The sequence below is a fragment of the Phyllobacterium sp. UNC302MFCol5.2 genome (assembly GCF_000686005.1).
Classification (GTDB): domain Bacteria; phylum Pseudomonadota; class Alphaproteobacteria; order Rhizobiales; family Rhizobiaceae; genus Phyllobacterium; species Phyllobacterium pellucidum.
Genome location: NZ_JMLL01000010.1, coordinates 1,349,949 through 1,372,180, shown reverse-complemented (window position 1 = coordinate 1,372,180; position 22,232 = coordinate 1,349,949). Strand labels below are relative to the sequence as shown.

Below are 22,232 nucleotides of genomic sequence, written 5' to 3'. Positions count from 1 at the left end.
GACGACCATGAGCTCATTTACCCTTAGTGACCTCGAACGCATCGTCGCAGAGCGTGCGGCCTCCGCCGACGCCGGATCCTATACGGCAAGCCTCTATGCCAAGGGCATAGGCAAGGCCAGCCAGAAGCTTGGTGAAGAGGCGGTAGAAACCGTGATTGCGGCCGTCACCGGCGATGCCAAGGGGATTGTTTCGGAGAGTGCTGATTTGCTCTATCATCTTGTCGTTGTTCTTGGAATCTCGGGCATCAAGCTTGAAGACGTGCTTGCCGAACTCGAACGGCGGACGGCGCAAACCGGACTTGAGGAAAAAGCCGCGCGCGGGCAGGGTTGATCGTGTTCCGGTCTTCGACGAGCGAACGGCAGAGGGAAGGGGAAGTCATGGACCAATTGGCACCCAGCGAGTTTTCGCCTTACCGCTTCTACAGTGCGGAGCGATGGGCGGAGTTTCGTGCCGATACGCCCATGACGCTGACCTACGACGAGATCAAACGGTTGCGTTCGCTGAACGACCCGATCGATCTCGATGAAGTTACGCGCATCTACCTGTCGCTTTCACGCTTGCTGTCGGCCCATGTCGAGGCGAGCCAGCTTCTGTTCTACCAGCGTCGCCGGTTTCTCAACACCAGCGAATCCTTCAAGACCCCGTTTATTATCGGCATTGCGGGATCGGTCGCGGTTGGCAAATCCACGACGGCACGCGTGTTGAAGGAATTGCTGGCGCGTTGGCCGTCGAGCCCGAAAGTCGATCTCGTCACAACCGACGGCTTTCTCTATCCAAACGAGGTGCTTCGCGCCAAAGGCCTGATGGAACGCAAGGGTTTTCCCGAAAGCTACGATGTCGGCATGGTCCTGCGCTTTCTCTCGTCGATCAAGGCGGGCCAGCGCAACGTCAACGCGCCGCTCTATTCGCATTTGACCTACGACGTCCTGCCCGGGCAATTTCAGACCGTCGATGCACCCGACATCCTGATTTTTGAAGGCATCAACGTTCTGCAGGTTCGCGACCTGCCGGAGGATGGAAAAATGGTGCCGTTCGTCTCCGATTTCTTCGATTTCTCTATCTATATCGATGCCGACGAAGAGCAGATCCACAAGTGGTACATAAGCCGTTTCATGCGGCTGCGCGAGACTGCATTCCGCGATCCGACGTCGTTCTTCCATCGTTACTCCACGATCTCAGAAGACGCGGCGCGCGCCATCGGCGAAAGCCTCTGGGCCAACATCAACCTCAAGAACCTGCGCGAGAACATACTGCCGACACGGCCCCGTGCCGATCTTATCCTGCGCAAGGGCGACAATCACTTGATCGAGGAAGTTGCGCTCAGGAAGCTGTAACCCGGCGAAGCGTGAGGTTGATGCGGCCCGTGCCCTTGAGCAGCATCGACGTTCCGGGATAAATCCGGTCGACACCATGATAGGCGAGGCGACCCTCGCCGCCGAGCACAATGACATCACCGCTCGATAAACGCAGCGACTGCGTCTTATCGGTTCGTTTTGTGCCGCCGAAGCGGAACTGGCAGGCATCGCCAAGCGAAACCGAAACGACGGGCGCGTTGAGATTTTGCTCATCGCGATCCTGGTGCTGTCCCATCTTGGCGGTGTTCGCATAGAAATTCACCAGACAGGCTTCGGGCGGCATCGGGAATTCCGAGATATGATGCCAGAGCTGTTGCAGGCGCTCGGGAATAGGTGGCCAAGGTTCCCCAGTAATCGGATGCACAGGCTGGTAGCGATAGCCGCGCTCCTTGTCCGTCACCCAGCCGAGCGCGCCGCAATTGGTCATGCGCACGCTCATCTCCTTGCCGGTTTTCGGCATTGCCGGCACATAAAGCGGCGCCTGTGCAACCACCGCCCTGATATCCTCAACCAATGCGGCCTGCGCCGCCTGATCAAAATAATCGGGATAATAGCGAATTCCAGGTGCCAGCAGGATCATCGTTTTGAATGCAAAGCTTGCCGGCCCGGCAGGACCGGGCCGTGCCTAATGAAAGGGGCTATTTGAGTTCAGGAATGCGCAGCACCTGGCCCGGATAAATCTTGTCCGGATGGGTGAGCATCGGCTTGTTGGCCTCGAAAATAAGCGTGTTTTTGGCGCCCTTGCCCTTGCCATACTGGGCTTCGGCGATCTTCCAGAGATTGTCGCCCTTCTTGACCGTATAGAACACCGGGGCCTTTTCAATCGATCCGGTCGGCGCATTGTCGATCTTGAGCTCGTCGGTTTCGACCTTGGAGATGCCAAGGGAATTGCCAACGGCGATAATCGCCTTTTCGAGAATTTCCTGGTTGGTCACATTGCCCTTGAGAACGGCCTTGTCGCCCTGAACCACGACCTCGACATTTTCGGTCCCGAGCTCGTGGGAGTCGAGCTCCTTCTTCAGGTCTTCGGCCTTTGGCTCGTCGTCGCCGATACCGATCTTCTTGCCTACGGATTTAACGAAATCAAACAGTCCCATAACTGGCTCCTGATAATTGTTCAAACCGACATATGCAGTTGTGGCATTCCGTGAAGGACTTGAAAAGGCTAGAAAATCACCCGAGCAGATTATAGCGCCGCGTATTGGCGACCAGGACTCTAGTCGCCGGATACCCTGCCACGCATCTTCTTTACGTCGGAGCGGCCGGATTTCGCCTTGAGGCGACGCTCGATCGAACCTTTCGTCGGTCTGGTCTTCTTGCGCGGCGGTGGCGGCGGCTCGGCCGCCTTGGCGATCAGCGCGATCATCCGCTCGCGCGCATCTTCCCGGTTGCGCTCCTGCGTGCGGAAGCGGCTCGCCTCGATGAGGATATCGCCGTCCTTCGTCGCGCGCTGACCGGCAAACTTGACGAGCCGTGCGAAGACTTCGTCGGGCAGGCCCGCATTCGCCGCAAGAAAGCGCAGCTGTACGGCGGTCGAAACTTTGTTGACATTCTGGCCGCCTGGTCCAGCCGAGCGAATGAAGCTCTCCTCCAGATCGCTTTCATCGATCCAGATCCGGTTGGTGATTTTGATCCGGGTGCGGCTCTCTTCCATGCCAGATTGGTAACCCAATCTTTGATTCGCGCAAAGCTGCATGAAATGCAAAGAGCCCCGCCGCGGGCGGGGCTCTTAACAATTGTCTGGCCTATTCTGCGGCGACCGGCATATGCGGCGCGGCAGCCCTGATATCGCTATCCACGTGGCTTTCGAATTTGCCGAAGTTGCGAACGAACATATCGACAAGTTTCATCGCCTGAGCATCATAAGCTGCCTTGTCAGCCCAGGTCGAGCGCGGATCGAGGATCGACTGGTCGACGCCGGGCACGGAAACAGGCACGTCGAAGCCAAAGTTCGGATCCGTGCGGAACTCGACGTTCTTCAAGGAACCATCGAGCGCTGCCGAGAGGAGCGCCCGCGTCGCCTTGATCGGCATGCGTTTGCCCGTACCGTAGGCGCCGCCAGTCCAGCCGGTATTGACCAGCCAACAATCGACGCCGTGCTCGGCGATGAGTTCGCGCAGCAGGTTGCCGTATTCCGAAGGATGCCGCGGCATGAACGGCGCGCCGAAGCAGGTGGAGAAGGTAGCCTCCGGCTCGGTAACTCCACGCTCCGTGCCCGCGACTTTGGCGGTATAGCCGGAGAGGAAGTGGTACATCGCCTGCGGCGGCGTCAGTTTTGCGATGGGCGGCATGACGCCGAACGCATCGGCGGTCAGCATGATGATGTTCTTCGGATGGCTCGCCTTGCCTGTCTTCGATGCATTCGGAATGAAGTCGAGTGGATAGGCGCAGCGTGTGTTCTCGGTCAGCGAACCGTCATTAAAGTCGGGCTGACGGCTTGCGTCCAGAACGACGTTCTCGAGAACGGTGCCGAAACGCTGCGTCGTCGCGTAGATCTCGGGCTCCGCTTCGGCGGACAGACGGATCGTCTTGGCATAGCAGCCACCTTCGAAGTTGAAGACGCCGTGCTCGCCCCAGCCATGTTCGTCGTCGCCGATCAGCGTGCGCGAAGGATCAGCCGACAGCGTGGTCTTACCGGTGCCGGAGAGGCCGAAGAATACGGCGGTATCGCCATCAGGACCCTCATTGGCCGAACAGTGCATCGGCATCACGCCCTTGGCGGGGAGAATATAGTTCAATGCCGTGAAGACGGATTTCTTCATCTCCCCCGCATAGGCCGAACCGCCGATGAGAACGATGAGACGATTGAGGTCGACAGCGATGACCGTTTCCGTCCGCGTGCCATGGCGCGCGGGATCGGCACGGAATGACGGCAGGTCGATGATCGTCATTTGCGGCACGAAGCTCGCGAGCTTGTCGCGATCGGGACGGATCAACAGATTGCGGATGAACAGGGAATGCCAGGCAAACTCGGTGATGACGCGGGTGTTGAGCTTGTAGTCGTCATCGGCGCCGCCGACGAGATCCTGAACGAAGAGTTCCTTGCCTTTCGCCTGCGCCATGAAGTCGGCATAGAGCAATTCGAATTTTTCCGGTGAAATCGGAGCGTTGTTGTCCCACCAGACATGTGCTTCGGTGGAACCGTCGCGCACGACGAACTTGTCCTTCGGCGAGCGTCCCGTGTGCTGACCGGTCCGGGCGACCAATGCACCCTGGGCGGTTAGCTGTGCTTCGCCGCGGCGTACGACTTCTTCATAAAGTTCAGCTGCTTCGAGGTTGTAATAAACCGCCGAAAGTTCCTTCAAGCCTGAGTTGCCGAGCGCGATTGACGCGTTGTGGATACCGGTTTCTCTAGTCATGTGTCCGCCGTTGTTAGGGTCAATAGATGCATTCGCCGCATTCTTGCATCATCATACAAGAACGCGGCTACGTCTCGTCAAAAGCAGAAAAATTGAATAGTTTCAAATATTTAATCGATTTAAAGAATTTAAATATTTTTAAATCGGTTTAAGTAAGGGGAAATTTCCGTGCTCTTCCCTTTACGTAAGACAGGCCCGGACCGGTCCGGGTGACACCGCCGCGGATCTGTGCCACATTTTGTACCTAATTTGTACTGCACAAGCTGTGCAGACCAATGGCATAAGGAAGGCAGCGCATGAGGGAAGTCCCCGCAATGCAAACAATAGCGCTCGTCGATGACGACCGCAACATTCTGACGTCCGTTTCGATTGCGCTCGAATCGGAAGGCTATCGCGTCGAAACCTATACGGATGGCGCCTCCGCGCTCGACGGCCTGATGGCGCGCCCGCCCAACCTTGCCATTTTCGACATCAAGATGCCCCGCATGGACGGTATGGAGTTGCTACGCCGCCTGCGCCAGAAGTCCGACCTGCCGGTCATCTTCCTCACCTCCAAGGATGACGAGATCGATGAGTTGTTCGGCCTCAAGATGGGTGCGGACGACTTTATCACCAAACCGTTCTCGCAGCGCCTGCTCGTCGAGCGGGTCAAAGCCGTGCTGCGCCGCGTCGCCGCGCGTGATGGCACGGTCAAGCCCGGTAGCCCGCAAGCGAAATCGCTCGAGCGCGGCCAGTTGGTCATGGACCAGGAACGCCACACATGCACATGGATGGGCGAGCCGGTGACGCTGACGGTTACCGAGTTCCTGATTCTGCATTCGCTGGCGCAGCGCCCCGGCGTGGTCAAGAGCCGCGATGCGCTCATGGATGCCGCCTATGACGAGCAGGTCTATGTCGACGATCGCACCATCGACAGCCACATCAAGCGCCTGCGCAAGAAGTTCAAGGTCGTCGACGACGATTTCGACATGATCGAAACACTTTACGGCGTGGGCTACCGTTTTCGCGAAACCTGATAGAATAGCCGCGGTATAGGTTAATTGATGGATGGGCTTGAGCGGGCCCTTTGCTTTCACAGGCGTGTGATCCGCTGTAAAACAAGGTTGTCTCGTGGCGCTATGAATGCCATGAGACGCCGCGATCAAGGTTCTTTGAGGAATAAATGGTAGCCGGGCTGCAAAGCGGCAATATTACGCGCAAGAGCGCCGTCATGCGCCGGAAGCGCTCGCTTGCTTTGCGTCGCTTCTTCAAGCCGCTTAACCGCGTCTTCGGCAACTATCTTTTCTCGAGCCTCACGCGACGCATCCTCTTCCTCAACCTCGCCGGCCTCGCCGTTCTCTTGTCCGGCATCATGTATCTTAACCAGTTTCGCGACGGTTTGATCGACGCCCGCGTCGAAAGCCTGATGACGCAGGGTGAGATCATTGCAGGCGCCATTGCCTCATCAGCGACCGTCGATACCAATTCGATCGCCATAGATCCGGAAAAGCTGCTTGAACTCCAGGCCGGCCAAAGCATCACGCCATCGCCGGACGTTCTCGACAATCTCGATTTCCCGATCAATCCGGAACGCGTTGCCCCAGTTCTTCGCCGCCTCATCTCGCCGACGCGGACCCGCGCCCGCATCTACGACCGCGACTCGAACCTGCTTCTCGATTCCCGCCACCTTTATTCGCGCGGACAGGTGCTGCGTTATGAATTGCCACCCATCGATGGGGAAGAGCCGAGTTTCTTCGAGCGTTTGACCAATCGCATGACGAGGCTGCTGCGCCGCAGCGACCTGCCGATCTACCAGGAGCAGCCGGGCGGCAATGGTTCGTCCTATCCGGAAATCGTCAAGGCGCTGACGGGTTCGCCGGCAACTGTCGTGCGTATGACCGAGAAGGGCGAGCAGATCGTTTCCGTCGCCGTTCCTATCCAGCGTTTCCGTGCTGTTCTCGGTGTTCTGCTGCTTTCCACCGAAGGCGGCGACATTGACAAGATCGTCCAGGGCGAACGTTACGCGATCATCCGCGTCTTCACGGTTGCGGCCCTGGTCATGGCGATCCTTTCCCTGTTTCTGGCATCCACCATCGCCAATCCGTTGCGGCGTCTCGCCGCCGCGGCCGATCGCGTGCGCCATGGCGTGAAGAACCGCGAAGAGATTCCGGATTTTTCCGAACGCCAGGATGAGATTGGCCATCTATCGACGTCCATCCGCGACATGACCAACGCGCTCTATGCCCGGATCGAGTCGATCGAAAGCTTTGCGGCCGATGTCAGCCATGAACTGAAGAACCCCCTTACTTCGCTGCGCAGCGCCGTCGAAACCTTGCCGCTTGCGAAGAACGACGAGTCGCGCAAACGCCTGATGGATGTCATCCAGCACGATGTTAAGCGCCTTGACCGCCTGATCACCGATATCTCCGACGCCTCCCGTCTCGATGCTGAACTGGCCCGCGAAGATTCCGAGCATGTCGACCTCAAGATGCTTCTCGGCAATCTCGTGACAGCGGCCCGCGAAGTCCGCCGCAACAAGAAAGACACGCGCATCGAGCTGGTCGTCGGCAAGCTTCCAAACAACCGCAAGGGCTTCTATGTCGTCGGCCACGATCTTCGTCTTGGCCAGGTCGTCTCCAACCTCATCGAGAATGCACGCTCCTTCGTCCCGATCGAAGGGGGCGTCATTACCGTTTCGCTGCAGCATATGGGTGATCGCATCCGCATTCTCGTCGAGGACAATGGCCCGGGCATCCGTGTAGAGCAGATAGATCGCATTTTCGAGCGCTTCTACACCGACCGGCCTGCCGGGGAGGCCTTTGGCCAGAATTCCGGTCTCGGGCTTTCGATCAGCCGCCAGATCATTGAGGCGCATGGCGGGACGCTCAATGCCGAAAACATTCCAGATCCCAAGGATCCGGAGAATTATCTCGGCGCCCGCTTTACCGCCATTCTGCCAGTTGAGGCTTGATGGCGCGCATGCCGGAAGAACTGATCCATGCAACGGCCCTCATCGTCGCCGACCGCGGCGTCCTGATCGTCGGGCCGTCCGGTGCCGGGAAATCGTCAATAGCGCGGGCACTCATTGAGCGTACCAACGCCAGGGGCATGTTCGCAGCGCTGGTCAGTGATGATCAATGCCAATTACACCCATCTTCGGGACGTCTCATCTGTTCGGCCCCGGCATCGCTGCGGGGCGGAATCGAGGTGCGTGGGTCGGGGCTTCACGCGGTCGATCATGAAGGCACTGCCGTCATTCATCTTATTGTCGAACTCGTCGATAAAGCAGAGGCAGTTCGATTTGCTTGTGAGGAGACGACACAACTTCAAGGCGTCGCAATTCAGCGCCTCCGCCTACCGGAAGGCGAGGTGGAATCCGCTTCCAGAGCCATCGAGGCGTGGCTTTTCGAGCCCCAATGGAAAAAATTAACGAGCTAATCCAGATGGTTGCCCTTTTGCACTGCGATAAAATGACTATGCGTCTTGGTGGCGCCATTTTTCCACTTGCCTTCGCGATTCGTCCTGCCAGAATGCGACACCTGCCAAACGGGGCATTCAATGCGCGGAAAAAAGCCCAAGCTGAAGGGCGCGGCGCGACAGGAGCAGTTTCAGAATGATCGGACTCGTGCTTGTGACGCACGGAAGACTGGCCGAAGAATTTCATCATGCTGTTGAGCATGTGGTCGGCCAGCAGGAATATTTGGAAACCGTATCGATCGGTGCGGATGATGATATGGAACAGCGTCGCCGGGATATCGTCGATGCAGTTGCCCGCGCCGACAATGGTTCGGGTGTTATTATCCTGACGGACATGTTTGGCGGGACGCCTTCCAATCTCGCCATATCCGTGATGGAATCGGGCAAGATCGAAGTGATTGCGGGCGTAAACCTGCCGATGCTTATCAAGCTCTCCAGCGTTCGCCTGACCAATGACATGGCGGCGTCGTTGCGCGAAGGCCAGGACGCCGGTCGAAAATATATTAACGTGGCCAGCCAGGTGCTGACAGCCAAATAGAGGTCATGAATGCGCCTGACTGCAGAAACGACCGGTACGTTCAATCCGGACAACGCGCTTGTGGAGTCATTCGAAATCATCAATCGCCGCGGCTTGCACGCGCGCGCTTCCGCCAAGTTCGTTCAACTTGTCGATGGTTTCGATGCGCATGTCCGGGTCGAGAAAGATGGCATGACAGTCGGCGGAACATCGATCATGGGCCTGATGATGCTCGCCGCTTCGCCCGGTTGCTGCATAAAAGTTAGCGCATCCGGTGTGCAGGCGCGCGAGGTGATGCAAGCGCTTGGTTCGCTGATCGCCGACAAATTCGGCGAAGAAGCTTGAGCGCCGATTTTTAAGATCGCTCAAATTGGATATGCACGCATAAGGATTTCTTTATGTCCCATTGTGCGGCGCGCCCTAATCTGCTAGTCAACTCCATCTCCGGCCACGCTGTTCAAGCGCGCGGCCATACGGAATTTGCGAAAAATGGAGTTGGCACAGATGGCCGAGAAGCAGGATTATATCGTCAAGGACCTTGAGCTCGCCTCGTGGGGCCGCAAGGAAATCGAGATCGCCGAGACAGAAATGCCGGGCCTGATGGCGAGCCGCGAGGAATTTGGCCCGTTGCAGCCGCTGAAGGGCGCCCGGATCACCGGTTCGCTGCATATGACGATCCAGACCGCGGTTCTCATTGAAACCTTGCAGGCGCTCGGGGCCGGGGTGCGCTGGGCCTCGTGCAACATCTTCTCGACGCAGGATCACGCTGCAGCTGCAATTGCAGCCACCGGCACGCCGGTCTTTGCGGTCAAGGGCGAAACCCTTGAGGAATATTGGACCTACACGGACCAGATTTTCCAGTGGCCGGACGGTCAGCCGTCGAATATGATCCTCGACGATGGCGGCGATGCCACCATGTATATCCTTATCGGCGCCCGCGCCGAAGCTGGCGAGGACGTTCTATCCAATCCCGGCAGCGAGGAAGAGGAAATCCTGTTTGCGCAGATCAAGAAGCGCATGAAGGAAACACCTGGCTTCTTCACCAAGCAACGCGAAGCCACCAAGGGCGTCACGGAAGAGACGACGACGGGCGTCAACCGTCTTTATCAGCTGCAGAAGAAGGGCTTGCTTCCCTTCCCGGCGATCAATGTCAATGACAGCGTCACCAAGTCGAAGTTCGACAACAAGTATGGCTGCAAGGAATCGCTGGTCGACGGTATCCGTCGCGCCACCGACGTGATGATGGCCGGCAAGGTTGCCGTCGTTTGTGGCTACGGCGACGTCGGCAAGGGCTCTGCCCAATCGCTCAACGGCGCCGGCGCACGCGTCAAGGTAACGGAAGTCGACCCGATCTGCGCGCTGCAGGCTGCCATGGACGGTTTCGAAGTCGTGACCCTCGAGGACGCAGCGCCGACCGCTGACATCGTGATCACCACGACCGGCAACAAGGACGTCATCACGCTCGATACCATGCGCAAGATGAAGGACATGGTCATCGTCGGCAATATCGGGCACTTCGACAATGAGATTCAGGTCGCAGCGCTGCGCAATCTCAAATGGACCAACATCAAGCCGCAGGTCGACATGATCGAATTCCCGGATGGCAAGCGCATGCTGCTTCTGTCGGAAGGACGCCTGCTCAATCTCGGTAACGCGACCGGCCATCCGAGCTTCGTCATGTCTGCTTCCTTCACCAACCAGGTGCTGGCGCAAATCGAGCTCTACAGCCGTGGCGAGAAGTACAAGAACGAAGTCTATGTTCTGCCCAAGCACCTCGACGAAAAAGTCGCGCGCCTGCATCTCGACAAGCTCGGAGCGAAATTGTCGGTTCTTTCCGAAGAACAGGCCGCCTATATCGGTGTAACGCCGAAGGGTCCGTTCAAGTCGGACCACTACAGATATTAATTCTCGTTAGTAACGACACAAGATATGGACGCCGGGGGATTGACAAATCCTCCGGCCTTCTTTTTTACCGCCAGTTCTTCCCGTCGATTCGCTCAAGGTTTATTCTAGTGATTCGGGATAGCGCTGTTCCCGGTGGGCCAAGCGATTGAAAAATCGAAGGGAAGGAGCAGCGGGCATTCGCCAGACGGGGTAGCGACGGTTGATATGAAGATTGAAAGCGGTGTTCGCAGGAGACATCCGGCACGGGCATTTCCGGTGCTGAAGGAACTGCGGATCTTGGCGTGCCGCGCCTGCTCCTCTCTCGCAATTCTTTCGGCGTTTTCATTTCCGGCCCGCGCCGAGGATGCTTTTGGCAAGATCAGCACGCCTTTTGGGGTGGAGGTCGGCACGTTCGAGGTCATCCAGTTCGCCATGTTCCTTGGCGCCATGGGGGCCGCCTTGCTCTCGGCAGGCTGGCTGATCCGTGAACGCAGCCGCATTGCCAATGAGAACCGCCAGTTGCGCGACAAGGTCGCCGATCTCAATGTCACGGTGCAGCGCAATGAGGCCATGCTGAATCTGAAGGATCAGCGCATCATCGTCTGGGAAGGTGGATCGAGCACACCCAACCTGATCGGCAATCTTCCGCCGGAGATCGGCGTGCCGGAGACCCGCTCGCTCTTCCTTGCCTTCGGTCGCTGGTTGCGCGTGGATTCGGTTACCTTGCTCGATCGCTCCATCGCCGCTTTGCGCGAAAAGGCACGCCCCTTCGATATCACCGTCGAAACGACAAAGGGGGCACCGCTGGAAATCCAGGGCCGTACCTCGGGCGGATATGCCATTGTTCGCTTCATCAATCTTGGCGAAGCAAGGGCCGAGCAAGCGCTGCTCAAGACCGAGAATTACCAGTTGAGCGAAGCGATCGGCACCCTGCGGGGATTGCTCGAATCGGTCGACATGCCGGCATGGAGCCGCGATGCCGATGGGCGGCTCAACTGGGCCAATCCTGCTTACGCCAAGGCAGTCGACGCGCGAGAACCGCGCGCCGCCGTCAGTGAGGCGCGTGAATTGTTCGGCGCACAGGCACGCGAACGCATGGAACGGGAAAAGGCCGCGTCGCGGCGCTTCAACGAACAGCTTTCGACAGTGGTAGGTGGAGACCGGCGCGTCTTCCGTGTGACCGACGTTGCCGGCACGACCGGCTCGGCCGGTGTCGCCGTTGATATCAGCGAAGTCGAGCTTATCCGCGAAGAATACAAGCAAACCGTCCTCAATCATTCCGACACGCTGGACCAGTTGAACTCGGCCGTCGCGATGTTCGATGCCAACCGCAAATTGCAATTCTTCAACCAGGCCTTTGCCAAGGTCTGGGGACTTGAAACGGCGTTTCTAGAAAGCCACCCCGACAATTCCATGCTGCTTGACAGGTTCCGCAGTGACGGCATTTTGCCGGAGCAGCCGGATTGGCGTCGTTGGAAGGAACAGGTTCTTTCGGCTTATCATTCGGTGGAACCACAGGAACACCTCTGGTACCTGACGGATGGCCGCACGCTGCGGGTCATCGTCAATCCGCAGCCGAAGGGCGGTGTCACCTGGGTCTTCGAGAATCTCACGGAAAAGCTCGAACTCCAGAGCCGGTACAACACGCTGATCAAGGTGCAGGGCCAGACGCTCGATCACCTGGCCGAGGGTGTTGCCGTATTTGGATCAGACGGCAAGATCCGCCTTTTCAATCCTGCTTTTGCGTCGCTCTGGTCGCTGAAAAAGGAACAGATCGCGGAAGGCATGCATATTTCGGCTGTCCGGCGGCTGTGCGAACCGGTTTCGGATGCGGCGCAATGGGAAGCCTTCGTGACGACCGTCACCGGCTTTGATGATGAGCGGCAGTCGCTCTCCGGCCATATAGAGCTCAGCACCGGCAAGATATTGTCCTACGCGACGGCCCCTCTGCCGAACGGTCAGACCATGCTGACGTTCGTCAATGTGACCGACTCGGTGCAGGTTGAGCGAGCCCTGAAGGAGAAGAACGAAGCGCTCGAACGTACGGACGAATTGAAGAACGACTTCGTACAGCACGTCTCTTACGAGTTGCGCTCACCGCTGACCAATATCATCGGCTTCACCGAACTCCTGCAGACGCCCATGACGGGGCCGTTGAACGAGAAGCAACGCGATTATCTCGACCATATAGGAACTTCGTCGTCGGTCCTTTTGACGATCGTCAATGATATTCTAGATCTGGCCACCGTCGATGCGGGGATCATGGAACTTGATATCAGCGATGTTTCCGTCGCGGACGCGATCACGACCGCGTCGGAAAAAGTCGCCGACCGACTGAAGGAACACAATATCCTTCTCGACATCCGTATCACGCCAGGAGCGGGCTCTTTCCGGGCCGACGCCAGCCGGGTCAAGCAAGTGCTGGCAAATCTCCTGAGCAATGCCGCCAACTATGCGCCGGAAGGCAGCACCGTAATCCTGTCCTGCTGGCGCGAGCAGGCCGAAATGGTCTTCAGCGTCGAGGATAAGGGGCCGGGCATGCCGGGCTATGTGCTCGACAGCATCTTCAAGCGATTCCAGCCCTATCCGAATGGCGGCCGCAAGCGCGGCGCCGGATTGGGCCTTTCCATCGTCAAGGGTTTCGTCGAACTGCATGGCGGCACAGTCGATATTGAAAGCGCCGCCGGCAAAGGCACGCTGGTGACATGCCGCTTCCCGCTCGAGGCGCGGACCTTCAGCATCGCTGCCGAATAAGGCGTCCATGGCACCGATCATCGTTCAATTGGCAACGACTGAGGATACTGAGCGGTTTGGACAGGATCTTGCCCTGGCGCTGCGCAAGGGAGACCTCGTGGCTCTTTCGGGCGATCTTGGCGCCGGCAAGTCGACGCTCGCCCGCGGGCTCATCCGCACGATTGCAGCGGACAATGATTACGAGGTTCCAAGTCCCACATTTACATTGGTTCAATCCTACCCGGAATTGCGACTGCCGGTCAGCCATGTCGATCTCTATCGCCTCTCCTCGGCCGAGGAAGTCGACGAACTTGGCCTGGAGGAAGCGCTGGAGGATGGCGTCGTGCTGGTCGAGTGGCCGGAGCGGGCCGCAGGCGCTCTGCCGCGCGAGAACCTTCATATCGAGCTGACCCATGTGGGAGAGGGACGAGAGGTCAGGATCGATGGTGACGCGGCGGCACTTGCTCGCGTCGAACGCTCCCTCGCCATTCGCGCTTTCCTTGCCTCGTCGGACTTTGCAAAGGCGGAGCGGCGCTATCTTCTCGGCGACGCCTCGGCGCGCAGCTACGAGACGATTGCCAACGATGGTCAGTCGCCGCTGATCCTGATGAACTCGCCCTACAATCCCGGCGGTCCGATCCTGCGCGACGGCAAGACCTACATGCAGATTGCGCATCTGTCGCAGTCGGTGACCGCCTTCGTCGCGATCGACAAACTGCTTCAAGCAAATGGCTTCTCCGTTCCCGAAATCCATGCCGCCGATCTCGATGCGGGCTTTCTGATCATGGAGAATCTCGGCAACGAGGGCATCCTCGATGCGCAGGGGCTCCCGGTGCTCGGCCGGTATGAGGCGGCGGTGCGCCTGCTGGCCAGATTGCATCAATATTCGTGGCCGCAGGACATCGAAGCCGCTGACGGTTATGCACATCATATCCACCGCTTCGATCGCGACGCGATGATGATCGAGGTCGAGCTCCTGTCGGAGTGGTATGTGCCGCGAATGCGTGGCGCAGCACTCTCGCACGAGTTGAAACAGGATTATGTGGCAGCATGGGACGAAGTCTTTAGCCAACTCAAAGATGCCGAGCTGAGCCTGCTTCTCAGAGACGTGCATTCGCCCAATATTCTGTGGCGCGCCGACCGGAAAGGCATGGACCAGGTAGGGCTGATCGATTTTCAGGATGCGATGATCGGGCCTTCCGCCTATGACGTCGCGTCCCTTGTACTCGATGCGCGGGTGACCATTTCTACGGAACTGCAGGACCATCTGCTCCTGGCATATCTGGCAGAACGACGGGCCGCCGACGCGAAATTCGATGAAGCGAAATTCCGCAAAGCCTTTGCCATCATGGCTGCGCAGCGCAACGCCAAGATACTCGGCATTTTTGTTCGCCTCGACGAGCGCGACGGCAAGCCGGCCTATCTGAAGCATCTACCACGCATTCAGGCGTATTTTATCCGTGCTTTGCAGCACGAGGCTCTGGCGCCGATCAGAAATTGGTGCGAGAAGGCCGGCATACTCGATCCGGAGTTCCATTGATGAAATCTCCTCGCACGGCGATGGTTCTCGCGGCCGGTCTCGGCACGCGCATGGCCCCACTTACGCTCACAACGCCAAAGCCGTTGATTAAGGTAGCCGGCAAACCATTGCTGGATTGGGGCCTTGATGCCTTGCGTGCTGCTGATGTCGAGCGCGCAATCGTCAATGTCCACTATCTCGCAGACCAGATTGAGCAGCATGTCGCGGGGCACAGGCTGCTATCGATTATCGTATCGGACGAGCGGGCTGAACTTCTCGATTCCGCCGGCGGCATCGTCAATGCACTGGATCAGATTGGAAACGATCCGTTTTACGTCATCAACGCCGATACATTCTGGATCGATGGGGCGCGCCCAAATCTTGTCCTGCTCGCGGAAGGGTGGGATGATGATCGGATGGATATTCTTCTCATGATCGCGAACAAGAACCAAGCGACGGGCTATGACGGGCGCGGCGATTTTCATATGGACAAACAGGGGCGGCTCAGTCGTCTTAGGGGGGGCGAAACATCTCCCTATATCTATGCCGGCGCCGCAATCATCCACCCGCGCATCTTCGCCGGCGCGGCGCCAGGAAAGGCGTCGCTCAATCGTTATTTCGACGCAGCAATTGCTGCGGACCGGCTCTATGGCCTGCAGATGGACGGCCTATGGCTGACGGTGGGCACGCCGGCGGCAATCGGCGAGGCGGAAGCGGCCATCGCCGCACCCAAGGTTCATGGTTGAGCGCAGACGGCCGCGGGTATTTTCGATTGCTCCCGGCGTCCCATTCCTGCCGGCGCTGATCGAAGCCATCCAGTCCGGAACATTGATCCCGGGCTATCCCGCCGACCCTGGCGATCCGATGGCGCTGGCGCGGGCAACGATCTACGTTCCGACGCGGCGCGCGGCGCGAACCTTGCGCTCGCTGCTCGTTGAAAAAAGCCCGGTGAAATCGGCGATCCTCCCCGTCATCCGGCCGCTCGGGGATGTGGACGAAGATGCCGCCATGTTCGACATGGGCTCGGAGGCGTTCTTCGACCTTCTGCCGCCCATCAATGCGACGGAGCGGCTCCTGCTTCTGGCGAGCCTGGTAAGGCCTTGGCGCGAGCGCTTGCCCGACCATGTGCGTGCGCTCTTCGGCAATGAGGAAATTGCCATTCCGGCGACAACCGCCGACGCCATATGGCTGGCGCGCGATCTTGCCGGACTGATGGACCAGGTTGAAACCGAGGCGAGCGGCTGGGCGACGCTTGGCAATATCGTGGCTGAGGACCTCCCGAACTGGTGGCAGGTCACGCTCGAATTCCTCGATATCGTCACCGGCGTCTGGCCGCAAATCCTGGAGGAGCGCCGTCGTTCCAATCCCGCTGCGCATCGCAATCGCCTTATCGAACTGGAGGCCGAACGTCTCTTGCGTAGCCCGCCTTCGGGGCCGGTGATCGCGGCCGGTTCGACAGGGTCGATCCCGGCCACCGCCAAGCTGCTTGCGGCGATCGCATCCTTGCCGCAAGGAGCGGTCGTTCTGCCCGGCCTCGATCGCGATCTCGACCCAGCGAGTTGGGATATCCTTACCAAGGTCGACGACAACCCCTCCATGTTTGGCCACCCCCAATACGGCCTGCGCAAACTCCTGGGGGAGCTTGGCATTCTGCGCGATGATGTCGTTCCGCTGGGGACGCCCCAACCCGGAATGCGGGCGCGTGAGCGTCTTGTCAGCGAGGCCATGCGACCCGCCGACACCAGCGAGGCTTGGGCATATCTCGACCGGGCGGGCGGGGCATTTTCCGAAGCCACTGCCGATATCTGTCTGATCGAGGCGGCGAATGAACGCGAAGAAGCGCTCGCTGCCGCATTGGCCCTGCGCGAAGCGATTGAGGATTCGGGTCGTACCGCAGCGCTCGTAACCGCCGATCGGGATCTGGCGCGGCGCGTTTCGACGGAACTCGCCCGCTTCAACATCATCGCCGACGATTCCGGCGGCCATGCACTCCGCGAGACCTTGCCGGCGACGTTGATGCGCCTGGCGCTGGAGACGGTGTTCAACCCTGGCGATCCCGCTGCGCTTTTGGCACTGCTCAAGCATCCGCTGACGCGCATCGGCGGGCAGCGCGGCAAGGTGCGCAAAGTGGCAGAGACCATCGAACTCGTCGCCCTGCGTGGAGGGACCGGACGCGCGACCCTTGCGGACCTTGGAGCCTTCTTCAATCACCGGCTCGCGGAAACGAGCGGCACGCCCTTCGAACCGCTGTGGCTGCGGCACCTGTCAGCGACGGATATCGAGGAGGCACGAGCGATCTGCGATGCGCTGAGCCAGTGCATGGCGCCAATCGTTGACTTGGCAGGTCAATCCGGCGCCGTCGCCTTGCCCGAAATCATCCATGCGAGCGTTACCGCGCTCGAAAATCTTGTCCGCGACGACAATGGCGATATTTCCGCGCTCTACGAGGGGCCGGCGGGCGAGCAATTTGCGGCTTTCTTGCGCAACCTCGTCTCGGCCGATACCGGTCTGGAATTTGCGCCGGCCGAATGGCCCGCCATGGTCGAGGCACTCCTCGCCGGCGAAGTCGTGAAGCCGAAAGTCGGCGCCCATCCACGCCTCTTCATCTGGGGCGCGCTCGAAGCCCGCCTGCAAACCCTCGATACAGTCGTCATTGGCGGTTTGAATGAAGGATCCTGGCCGGGCAAAACGCGCAACGATCCTTTCATGTCGCGGCCGATGAAGTCGATCATCAAGCTCGAACCGCCGGAACGACGGACCGGCCTTGCAGCCCATGATTTCCAGATGGCGATGGGCATGGGTAAGGTCGTCCTTACCCGTTCGCAACGCTCGGCAAATGCACCGACGGTGGCCTCCCGCTGGCTGCAGCGGCTGGATACGGTGCTTGGCAAGGATGCCGGTGCGACCCTGCGGCAGGAAGGCGCCAAGTATCTTGGCTGGGCGCGCGAAATCGATCGCGCCGTCGATGAAGATTTCGTCAAGCGCCCGGAACCGAAACCGCCGCTCGATGCCCGGCCGAGGCATTTCTCGGTGACCGAAATCGAAACCTTGCGGCGTGATCCATATGCGATTTTCGCGCGGCGCATCCTGCGCTTGCGCCCGATCGAGCCTTTGATCCGCGATCCCGACGTTGCCGAACGCGGCTCGCTCTTTCATGACATCCTTGCCGCATTCACTGGCGAAAACATCGATCCGGTTGATGCCGATGCGATGGCAAAGCTCATGGATATTGGGCGGCGGCATTTTGATGCGAGCGCTCTGCCGGAGGAAATCGACGCGGTTTGGTGGCCGCGATTTCAGATGCTGGTACCGGAGTTCATCAATTGGGAGCGCGGGCGCGCGCAACTCATCGCCGAACGGCATGCGGAAATCGCATCCAAAAAGATCGCGGTTGATTCGACCGGCGTTACCTTGTCGGGGCGCGCTGACCGCGTCGATATCCGCCGCGACGGAACCGTCGACATCATCGACTACAAGACCGGTTCGACACCGTCGGTCCGTCAGGCACATGTCCTGCTGGCACCGCAGCTCGCGTTGGAAGCGGCGTTGCTGGCCCGCGGAGGATTTCATGAGATCGGGCGGCGCAATGCAACCGACCTGCTCTATGTCCGGTTGAGACCACGAGGGAAGGTTGTCCCTGAATCGATTCTAGAGACCCGCAACAGCAGGAAATCCGCGCCGGACCTTGGAGAGTTGGCATGGCATCGCCTGAGCGAGCTTTTGAACGCCTACCGCGAGGCAGGTAAAGGCTATCTTTCACGCGCCCTTCCTTTCAAGGAGGGCGATCTGACCGGCGACTATGATCACCTCGCTCGCGTGCTGGAATGGTCGGCCGGCGGCGCCGACGACGAGGGTGAAGGCTCATGAAGAAGCCGCTCGCCATTCCGGTGGAAACCATTCGCGACCAGAACCGCGCCGCCGACCCGAAGGACTCCGTCTGGGTGTCGGCGAATGCCGGTTCGGGCAAGACCCATGTTCTCACCGAACGCGTCATCCGGCTGCTGCTGGATGGGACCGATCCGTCCAAGATCCTCTGCCTGACCTATACGAAGGCAGCGGCGGCGGTCATGCAGAACCGTGTCTTTGCCCGCCTGTCGGAATGGGCGACAATGGATGAGGCAGCGCTCAGCCGCACAATTGAGAAAATCGACGGGGAACGTCCGGGTCCGAAAAGGTTGACGCAGGCACGCCGCCTCTTTGCCCGCGCGCTCGAGACACCGGGCGGGTTGAAAATCCAGACCATCCACGCCTTCTGTGAAGCGATCCTGCATCAGTTTCCGCTCGAAGCGAATGTCGCCGGTCATTTCGAATTGATGGACGATTTGATGCAGGTCGCGCTCGTCGGCGAAGCGCGCCGGCAACTTTTGCAAACCGCCCGGCTCGATCACAATGTCGAGCTTGCAGGCGCCTTCGGGGACGTGCTCGACGCGGCCGGTGAATTCGGCCTGCAGGCGCTGCTCGATGAAGCCATCGTGAAACGGCATGACCTCACGTCATTCATCCGCGAAGTCGGCCACGATGGATTGCGTCGCCAGACCTTCTACGGGCACTTCGGTTTTAGAGGCGATGAGGCGGAAGACGAAATAGTCGCCGAGTTCTGGCCGCTGCCTGAACTCGATGATGGGGTGCTCGGGGAACTTCTCGACATTTCCGAAGGCGCCAGGCGCGCAGTCGACTTTGCGTGGCTGATCCGGTCCGCCGAGCAGGCGAGCCGCACCGAGGAACTGGAGGACTTTCTGCGAGAAGCCTTCTACCTGAAATCCGGGGAGCCGGTCAGCGGCGCCAAGCTCGCGACCCGGGCCGTGGTCGACAGGGTGCCCGACTTCGAGGATCGCTTCGAAAGGGCGGCGGAGCGGGCGCGCGGCGGCCTTGACCGCCTCAAGCAATACAGGCTCATCGGACTGACCCTGTCCGCATTCGTGCTGGTGGACGAACTGCTCGGCCGCTATCAGGAAATGAAGCGGTCTCGCGGACTGCTCGATTTCGACGACCTTATCGTGCGCACAGTCAATCTACTGCAACGCCAGGATGCGGGCCCCTGGGTGCAGTACAAACTCGACAAGGGCATTGATCACATTCTGGTCGACGAGGCGCAGGATACGAGCCCGAACCAGTGGAAAGTTATCCGGCTGCTCAGCGAGGAATTCTTTGCCGGCAAAACAGCGCGTGAGATACGCCGCACTCTGTTTGCGGTGGGTGATGAGAAGCAGTCGATCTATTCGTTCCAGGGGGCCATTCCGGAGGATTTTGCCGCTCACGGCAGGGCAACCGAACGCAATGCCGGTCAGGCGGATCTGAGCTTCGCCAAGGTCAGCCTCAACTTCTCTTTCCGCTCCGCCCCGGACGTGCTCTCGGCTGTAGACAAGGTTTTTGCCCGGGCCGAAGCGCACCGTGGTTTTGGCCGCGATCATGGGTCGACTGTCCACACAGCCATACGCGGCAGCGATCCGGGCGAAGTCGAAATATGGGACGTGCTGACGCCGGACACGACCCCGGAGGTGGAGGACTGGCGCACGCCGGTCGACAGCCTGCGCGCGCCACCCGTGCGGCTCGCCGAGCAGATCGCCAGGACCATCGAACTCTGGCTGAAGAACGGCGAGGTGTTGCCGGGGCAGGGACGCAGGATCGAGGCACGCGATATCATGGTGCTGGTGCGCAAGCGCGACCAGTTCATGCATGCCCTATCGCGCGAACTGAAACGGCGGCACGTGCCGGTCGGCGGGGCAGATCGGCTGAAGCTGACCGACCACATTGCGATCAAGGACCTGATGGCGCTTGGTCGCTTCATGTTGTTGCCCGCCGACGACCTCTCTCTGGCCGCCCTGCTTAAGAGCCCGCTGTTCAAGCTTGGAGACGATGAACTGTTCGTCCTTGCCCATGGCCGCGCCGAAAACGAGACATTATTCCACCGGCTGAACAGCCGTGCCGAGGACGACCTTACGTTCCATGCTATTGCCCAGCGCCTGAAGGAGTGGCGCAGCCGCGCCGATACGCTCAATGTCTTCGAGTTCTACGCTCATATCCTTGGACCAGGCGGTGCGCGGCGCGACCTGCTGGCGCGGCTTGGCCAGGAAGCCGGTGACGTCATCGACGAGTTCCAGAATTATGCGATCGCGACCGAGCGTACCGGGTTGCCGGGCCTGCAGGCCTTTCTTGAAACGTTGGAAGCCGCAACGCCGGAGATCAAGCGCGAATTCGACCAGAGCCGCAACGAAGTAAGGATCATGACCGTCCATGCCTCAAAGGGCCTGGAGGCTGCCGTGGTCTTTCTCGTCGATCCTGGCAGCGCGGCCTCGGCCGGCGGACGAAATCCCAATCTCGTCTCCTTCGATATGCGCGAAGAGGACGGTTGGCAGGGCCAGGGTTTCCTTTTCGTACCGTCGAAATTCCATGCAACAGCATTCACGGGCACATTGCTCGATACCTTGAAGCTGCGCGCTGAAGAGGAGTATCGCCGCCTGCTCTATGTTGGGATGACCCGCGCCGAAGACCGCCTGATCGTCTGCGGCTATCGCGGCATAAGACAGGCCCCCGAGACGTGGCACAATTTGGTTGATGCCGGTCTCGGCGATGCGAGCCTGCCGTTCGATCATCCTGTGGAAGGCGTCAACGCGAGGCGCTATCGCATCACCCAGCCCGACGATCGCGATATTGCGGTTCCCGAAGATCGGCCGGCAGCCACCGAGGTCGCGTTTCCCGCTGCCTTCAGAAAGCCGATGCCGCGCGAACTGGGTCTGCCGCGACCGCTCGCCCCGTCAGGGGTGTCGGTTGTGATCGAGCCGGACGATGAAGCCCCACTGGTCACTGGATCGCCGGTTCTCTCCGGGGATCGCGGCACGTCATCCTTTGCCATCCGCCGCGGCATCGTCATCCACGCTCTGTTGCAGACACTGCCTGATCTCCCCGTTGAACAACGGATGGCAGCGGCGGACCGCTATCTGGCGCGGGCCGCGTTCGACTGGGAACCACAGGAGCTTGACGTGGCGCGGAGGTCGGTATTTGCGATCCTCGACGATGCAAAGTTCGCTGCCGTCTTTGCCGAAGGCTCGCTGGCAGAGGTGGCCGTCATGGGGACATTGCATCTGCGCGGCAAGGACCACGCCGTATCCGGCGTCGTCGACCGACTCGCCGTCGTGGGCGATCGCGTCGTCATCATCGACTACAAGACCAACCGGCCGGCACCTCAAATGCTGGCGAAAGTACCGGAAACCTATGTCGCCCAGCTTGCGCTCTACCGCGAGTTGCTGGCGCCACTTTACCCCGGCAAGACCATCGAAACCGCCTTGCTCTTCACCGAGGGCCCCCACCTCGTCGACATTCCCGAGGCGGCCATGAACGAGGCGCTCGAGCGTCTGCGATAGGCACACACGTAGACCTTTGCACTGAATCGTGACAAGACCTAGCTTGA

General features: G+C 59.6%; 18 protein-coding genes. 14 read left to right on the top strand and 4 right to left on the bottom strand.

Going from position 1 to position 22,232, the window contains the following annotated elements; translation table 11 throughout:
- The first annotated feature begins 7 nt into the window (after positions 1-7).
- Together BR48_RS0108550 and coaA are read left to right on the top strand one after the other, a co-directional pair.
- Positions 8-331 carry a phosphoribosyl-ATP diphosphatase gene (locus BR48_RS0108550; RefSeq protein WP_027230914.1) on the top strand — a complete coding sequence of 108 codons (324 nt, stop codon included), beginning with the start codon at positions 8-10 and terminating at the stop codon, positions 329-331.
- A gap of 47 nt (positions 332-378) precedes the next feature.
- A complete protein-coding gene (coaA, locus tag BR48_RS0108545) occupies positions 379-1,335 on the top strand; it encodes a type I pantothenate kinase (protein WP_027230913.1) in 957 nt (318 codons plus the stop codon).
- Here the strand turns inward: coaA and BR48_RS0108540 are convergent.
- From BR48_RS0108540 to BR48_RS0108525, 4 genes are all read right to left on the bottom strand, one after another.
- The gene (locus BR48_RS0108540; protein WP_027230912.1) at positions 1,322-1,936 is read right to left on the bottom strand and encodes an alpha-ketoglutarate-dependent dioxygenase AlkB; all 615 of its coding nucleotides are present in this window, start codon (positions 1,934-1,936) and stop codon (positions 1,322-1,324) included. The genes coaA and BR48_RS0108540 overlap by 14 nt on opposite strands.
- 58 nt (positions 1,937-1,994) lie before the next feature.
- Positions 1,995-2,453 (bottom strand): peptidoglycan-binding protein LysM, encoded by a 459-nt coding sequence (gene lysM / locus BR48_RS0108535; protein ID WP_027230911.1) that lies wholly within the window; start codon positions 2,451-2,453, stop codon positions 1,995-1,997.
- Between the two features lie 119 nt (positions 2,454-2,572).
- Positions 2,573-3,010 carry an alternative ribosome rescue aminoacyl-tRNA hydrolase ArfB gene (gene arfB / locus BR48_RS0108530; RefSeq protein ID WP_027230910.1) on the bottom strand — a complete coding sequence of 146 codons (438 nt, stop codon included), beginning with the start codon at positions 3,008-3,010 and terminating at the stop codon, positions 2,573-2,575.
- A gap of 91 nt (positions 3,011-3,101) precedes the next feature.
- Positions 3,102-4,715 (bottom strand): phosphoenolpyruvate carboxykinase, encoded by a 1,614-nt coding sequence (locus BR48_RS0108525; RefSeq protein ID WP_036813565.1) that lies wholly within the window; start codon positions 4,713-4,715, stop codon positions 3,102-3,104.
- 296 nt (positions 4,716-5,011) lie between these two features.
- On the opposite strand from BR48_RS0108525, the gene BR48_RS0108520 reads away from it, so the two are divergent.
- The 12 genes from BR48_RS0108520 (at position 5,012) to addA (ending at position 22,185) form a co-directional block, all read left to right on the top strand.
- The gene (locus BR48_RS0108520) at positions 5,012-5,731 is read left to right on the top strand and encodes a response regulator transcription factor (RefSeq protein WP_027230908.1); all 720 of its coding nucleotides are present in this window, start codon (positions 5,012-5,014) and stop codon (positions 5,729-5,731) included.
- A 146-nt stretch (positions 5,732-5,877) separates the two neighbouring features.
- Entirely contained in the window at positions 5,878-7,665 is a 1,788-nt protein-coding gene (locus BR48_RS0108515) for a sensor histidine kinase (protein ID WP_027230907.1), read from the top strand.
- Positions 7,665-8,132: a hypothetical protein gene (locus BR48_RS0108510; RefSeq protein ID WP_051614697.1), complete on the top strand. Its 468-nt coding sequence runs from the start codon at positions 7,665-7,667 to the stop codon at positions 8,130-8,132. The genes BR48_RS0108515 and BR48_RS0108510 overlap by 1 nt, the downstream gene beginning before the upstream one ends.
- Entirely contained in the window at positions 8,111-8,311 is a 201-nt protein-coding gene (locus BR48_RS26170; protein ID WP_139202512.1) for a hypothetical protein, read from the top strand. Before BR48_RS0108510 ends, BR48_RS26170 begins: the two co-directional genes overlap by 22 nt.
- Positions 8,308-8,709, top strand: coding sequence for a PTS sugar transporter subunit IIA (locus BR48_RS0108500; RefSeq protein WP_027230905.1), 402 nt, complete (start codon positions 8,308-8,310; stop codon positions 8,707-8,709). The genes BR48_RS26170 and BR48_RS0108500 overlap by 4 nt, the downstream gene beginning before the upstream one ends.
- A gap of 9 nt (positions 8,710-8,718) precedes the next feature.
- Positions 8,719-9,033, top strand: coding sequence for an HPr family phosphocarrier protein (locus tag BR48_RS0108495; protein WP_027230904.1), 315 nt, complete (start codon positions 8,719-8,721; stop codon positions 9,031-9,033).
- Between the two features lie 159 nt (positions 9,034-9,192).
- A complete protein-coding gene (gene ahcY, locus BR48_RS0108490; RefSeq protein WP_027230903.1) occupies positions 9,193-10,593 on the top strand; it encodes an adenosylhomocysteinase in 1,401 nt (466 codons plus the stop codon).
- Between the two features lie 204 nt (positions 10,594-10,797).
- Complete coding sequence (locus tag BR48_RS0108485; RefSeq protein ID WP_027230902.1) at positions 10,798-13,326, top strand: PAS domain-containing sensor histidine kinase; 2,529 nt, start codon at positions 10,798-10,800, stop codon at positions 13,324-13,326.
- 7 nt (positions 13,327-13,333) lie between these two features.
- A complete protein-coding gene (gene tsaE / locus BR48_RS0108480; protein ID WP_027230901.1) occupies positions 13,334-14,845 on the top strand; it encodes a tRNA (adenosine(37)-N6)-threonylcarbamoyltransferase complex ATPase subunit type 1 TsaE in 1,512 nt (503 codons plus the stop codon).
- The gene (locus BR48_RS0108475; protein ID WP_027230900.1) at positions 14,845-15,570 is read left to right on the top strand and encodes a nucleotidyltransferase family protein; all 726 of its coding nucleotides are present in this window, start codon (positions 14,845-14,847) and stop codon (positions 15,568-15,570) included. Before tsaE ends, BR48_RS0108475 begins: the two co-directional genes overlap by 1 nt.
- Entirely contained in the window at positions 15,563-18,691 is a 3,129-nt protein-coding gene (gene addB / locus BR48_RS0108470) for a double-strand break repair protein AddB (RefSeq protein WP_027230899.1), read from the top strand. Before BR48_RS0108475 ends, addB begins: the two co-directional genes overlap by 8 nt.
- Complete coding sequence (addA, locus tag BR48_RS0108465; RefSeq protein ID WP_027230898.1) at positions 18,688-22,185, top strand: double-strand break repair helicase AddA; 3,498 nt, start codon at positions 18,688-18,690, stop codon at positions 22,183-22,185. Before addB ends, addA begins: the two co-directional genes overlap by 4 nt.
- Positions 22,186-22,232 lie beyond the last annotated feature (47 nt).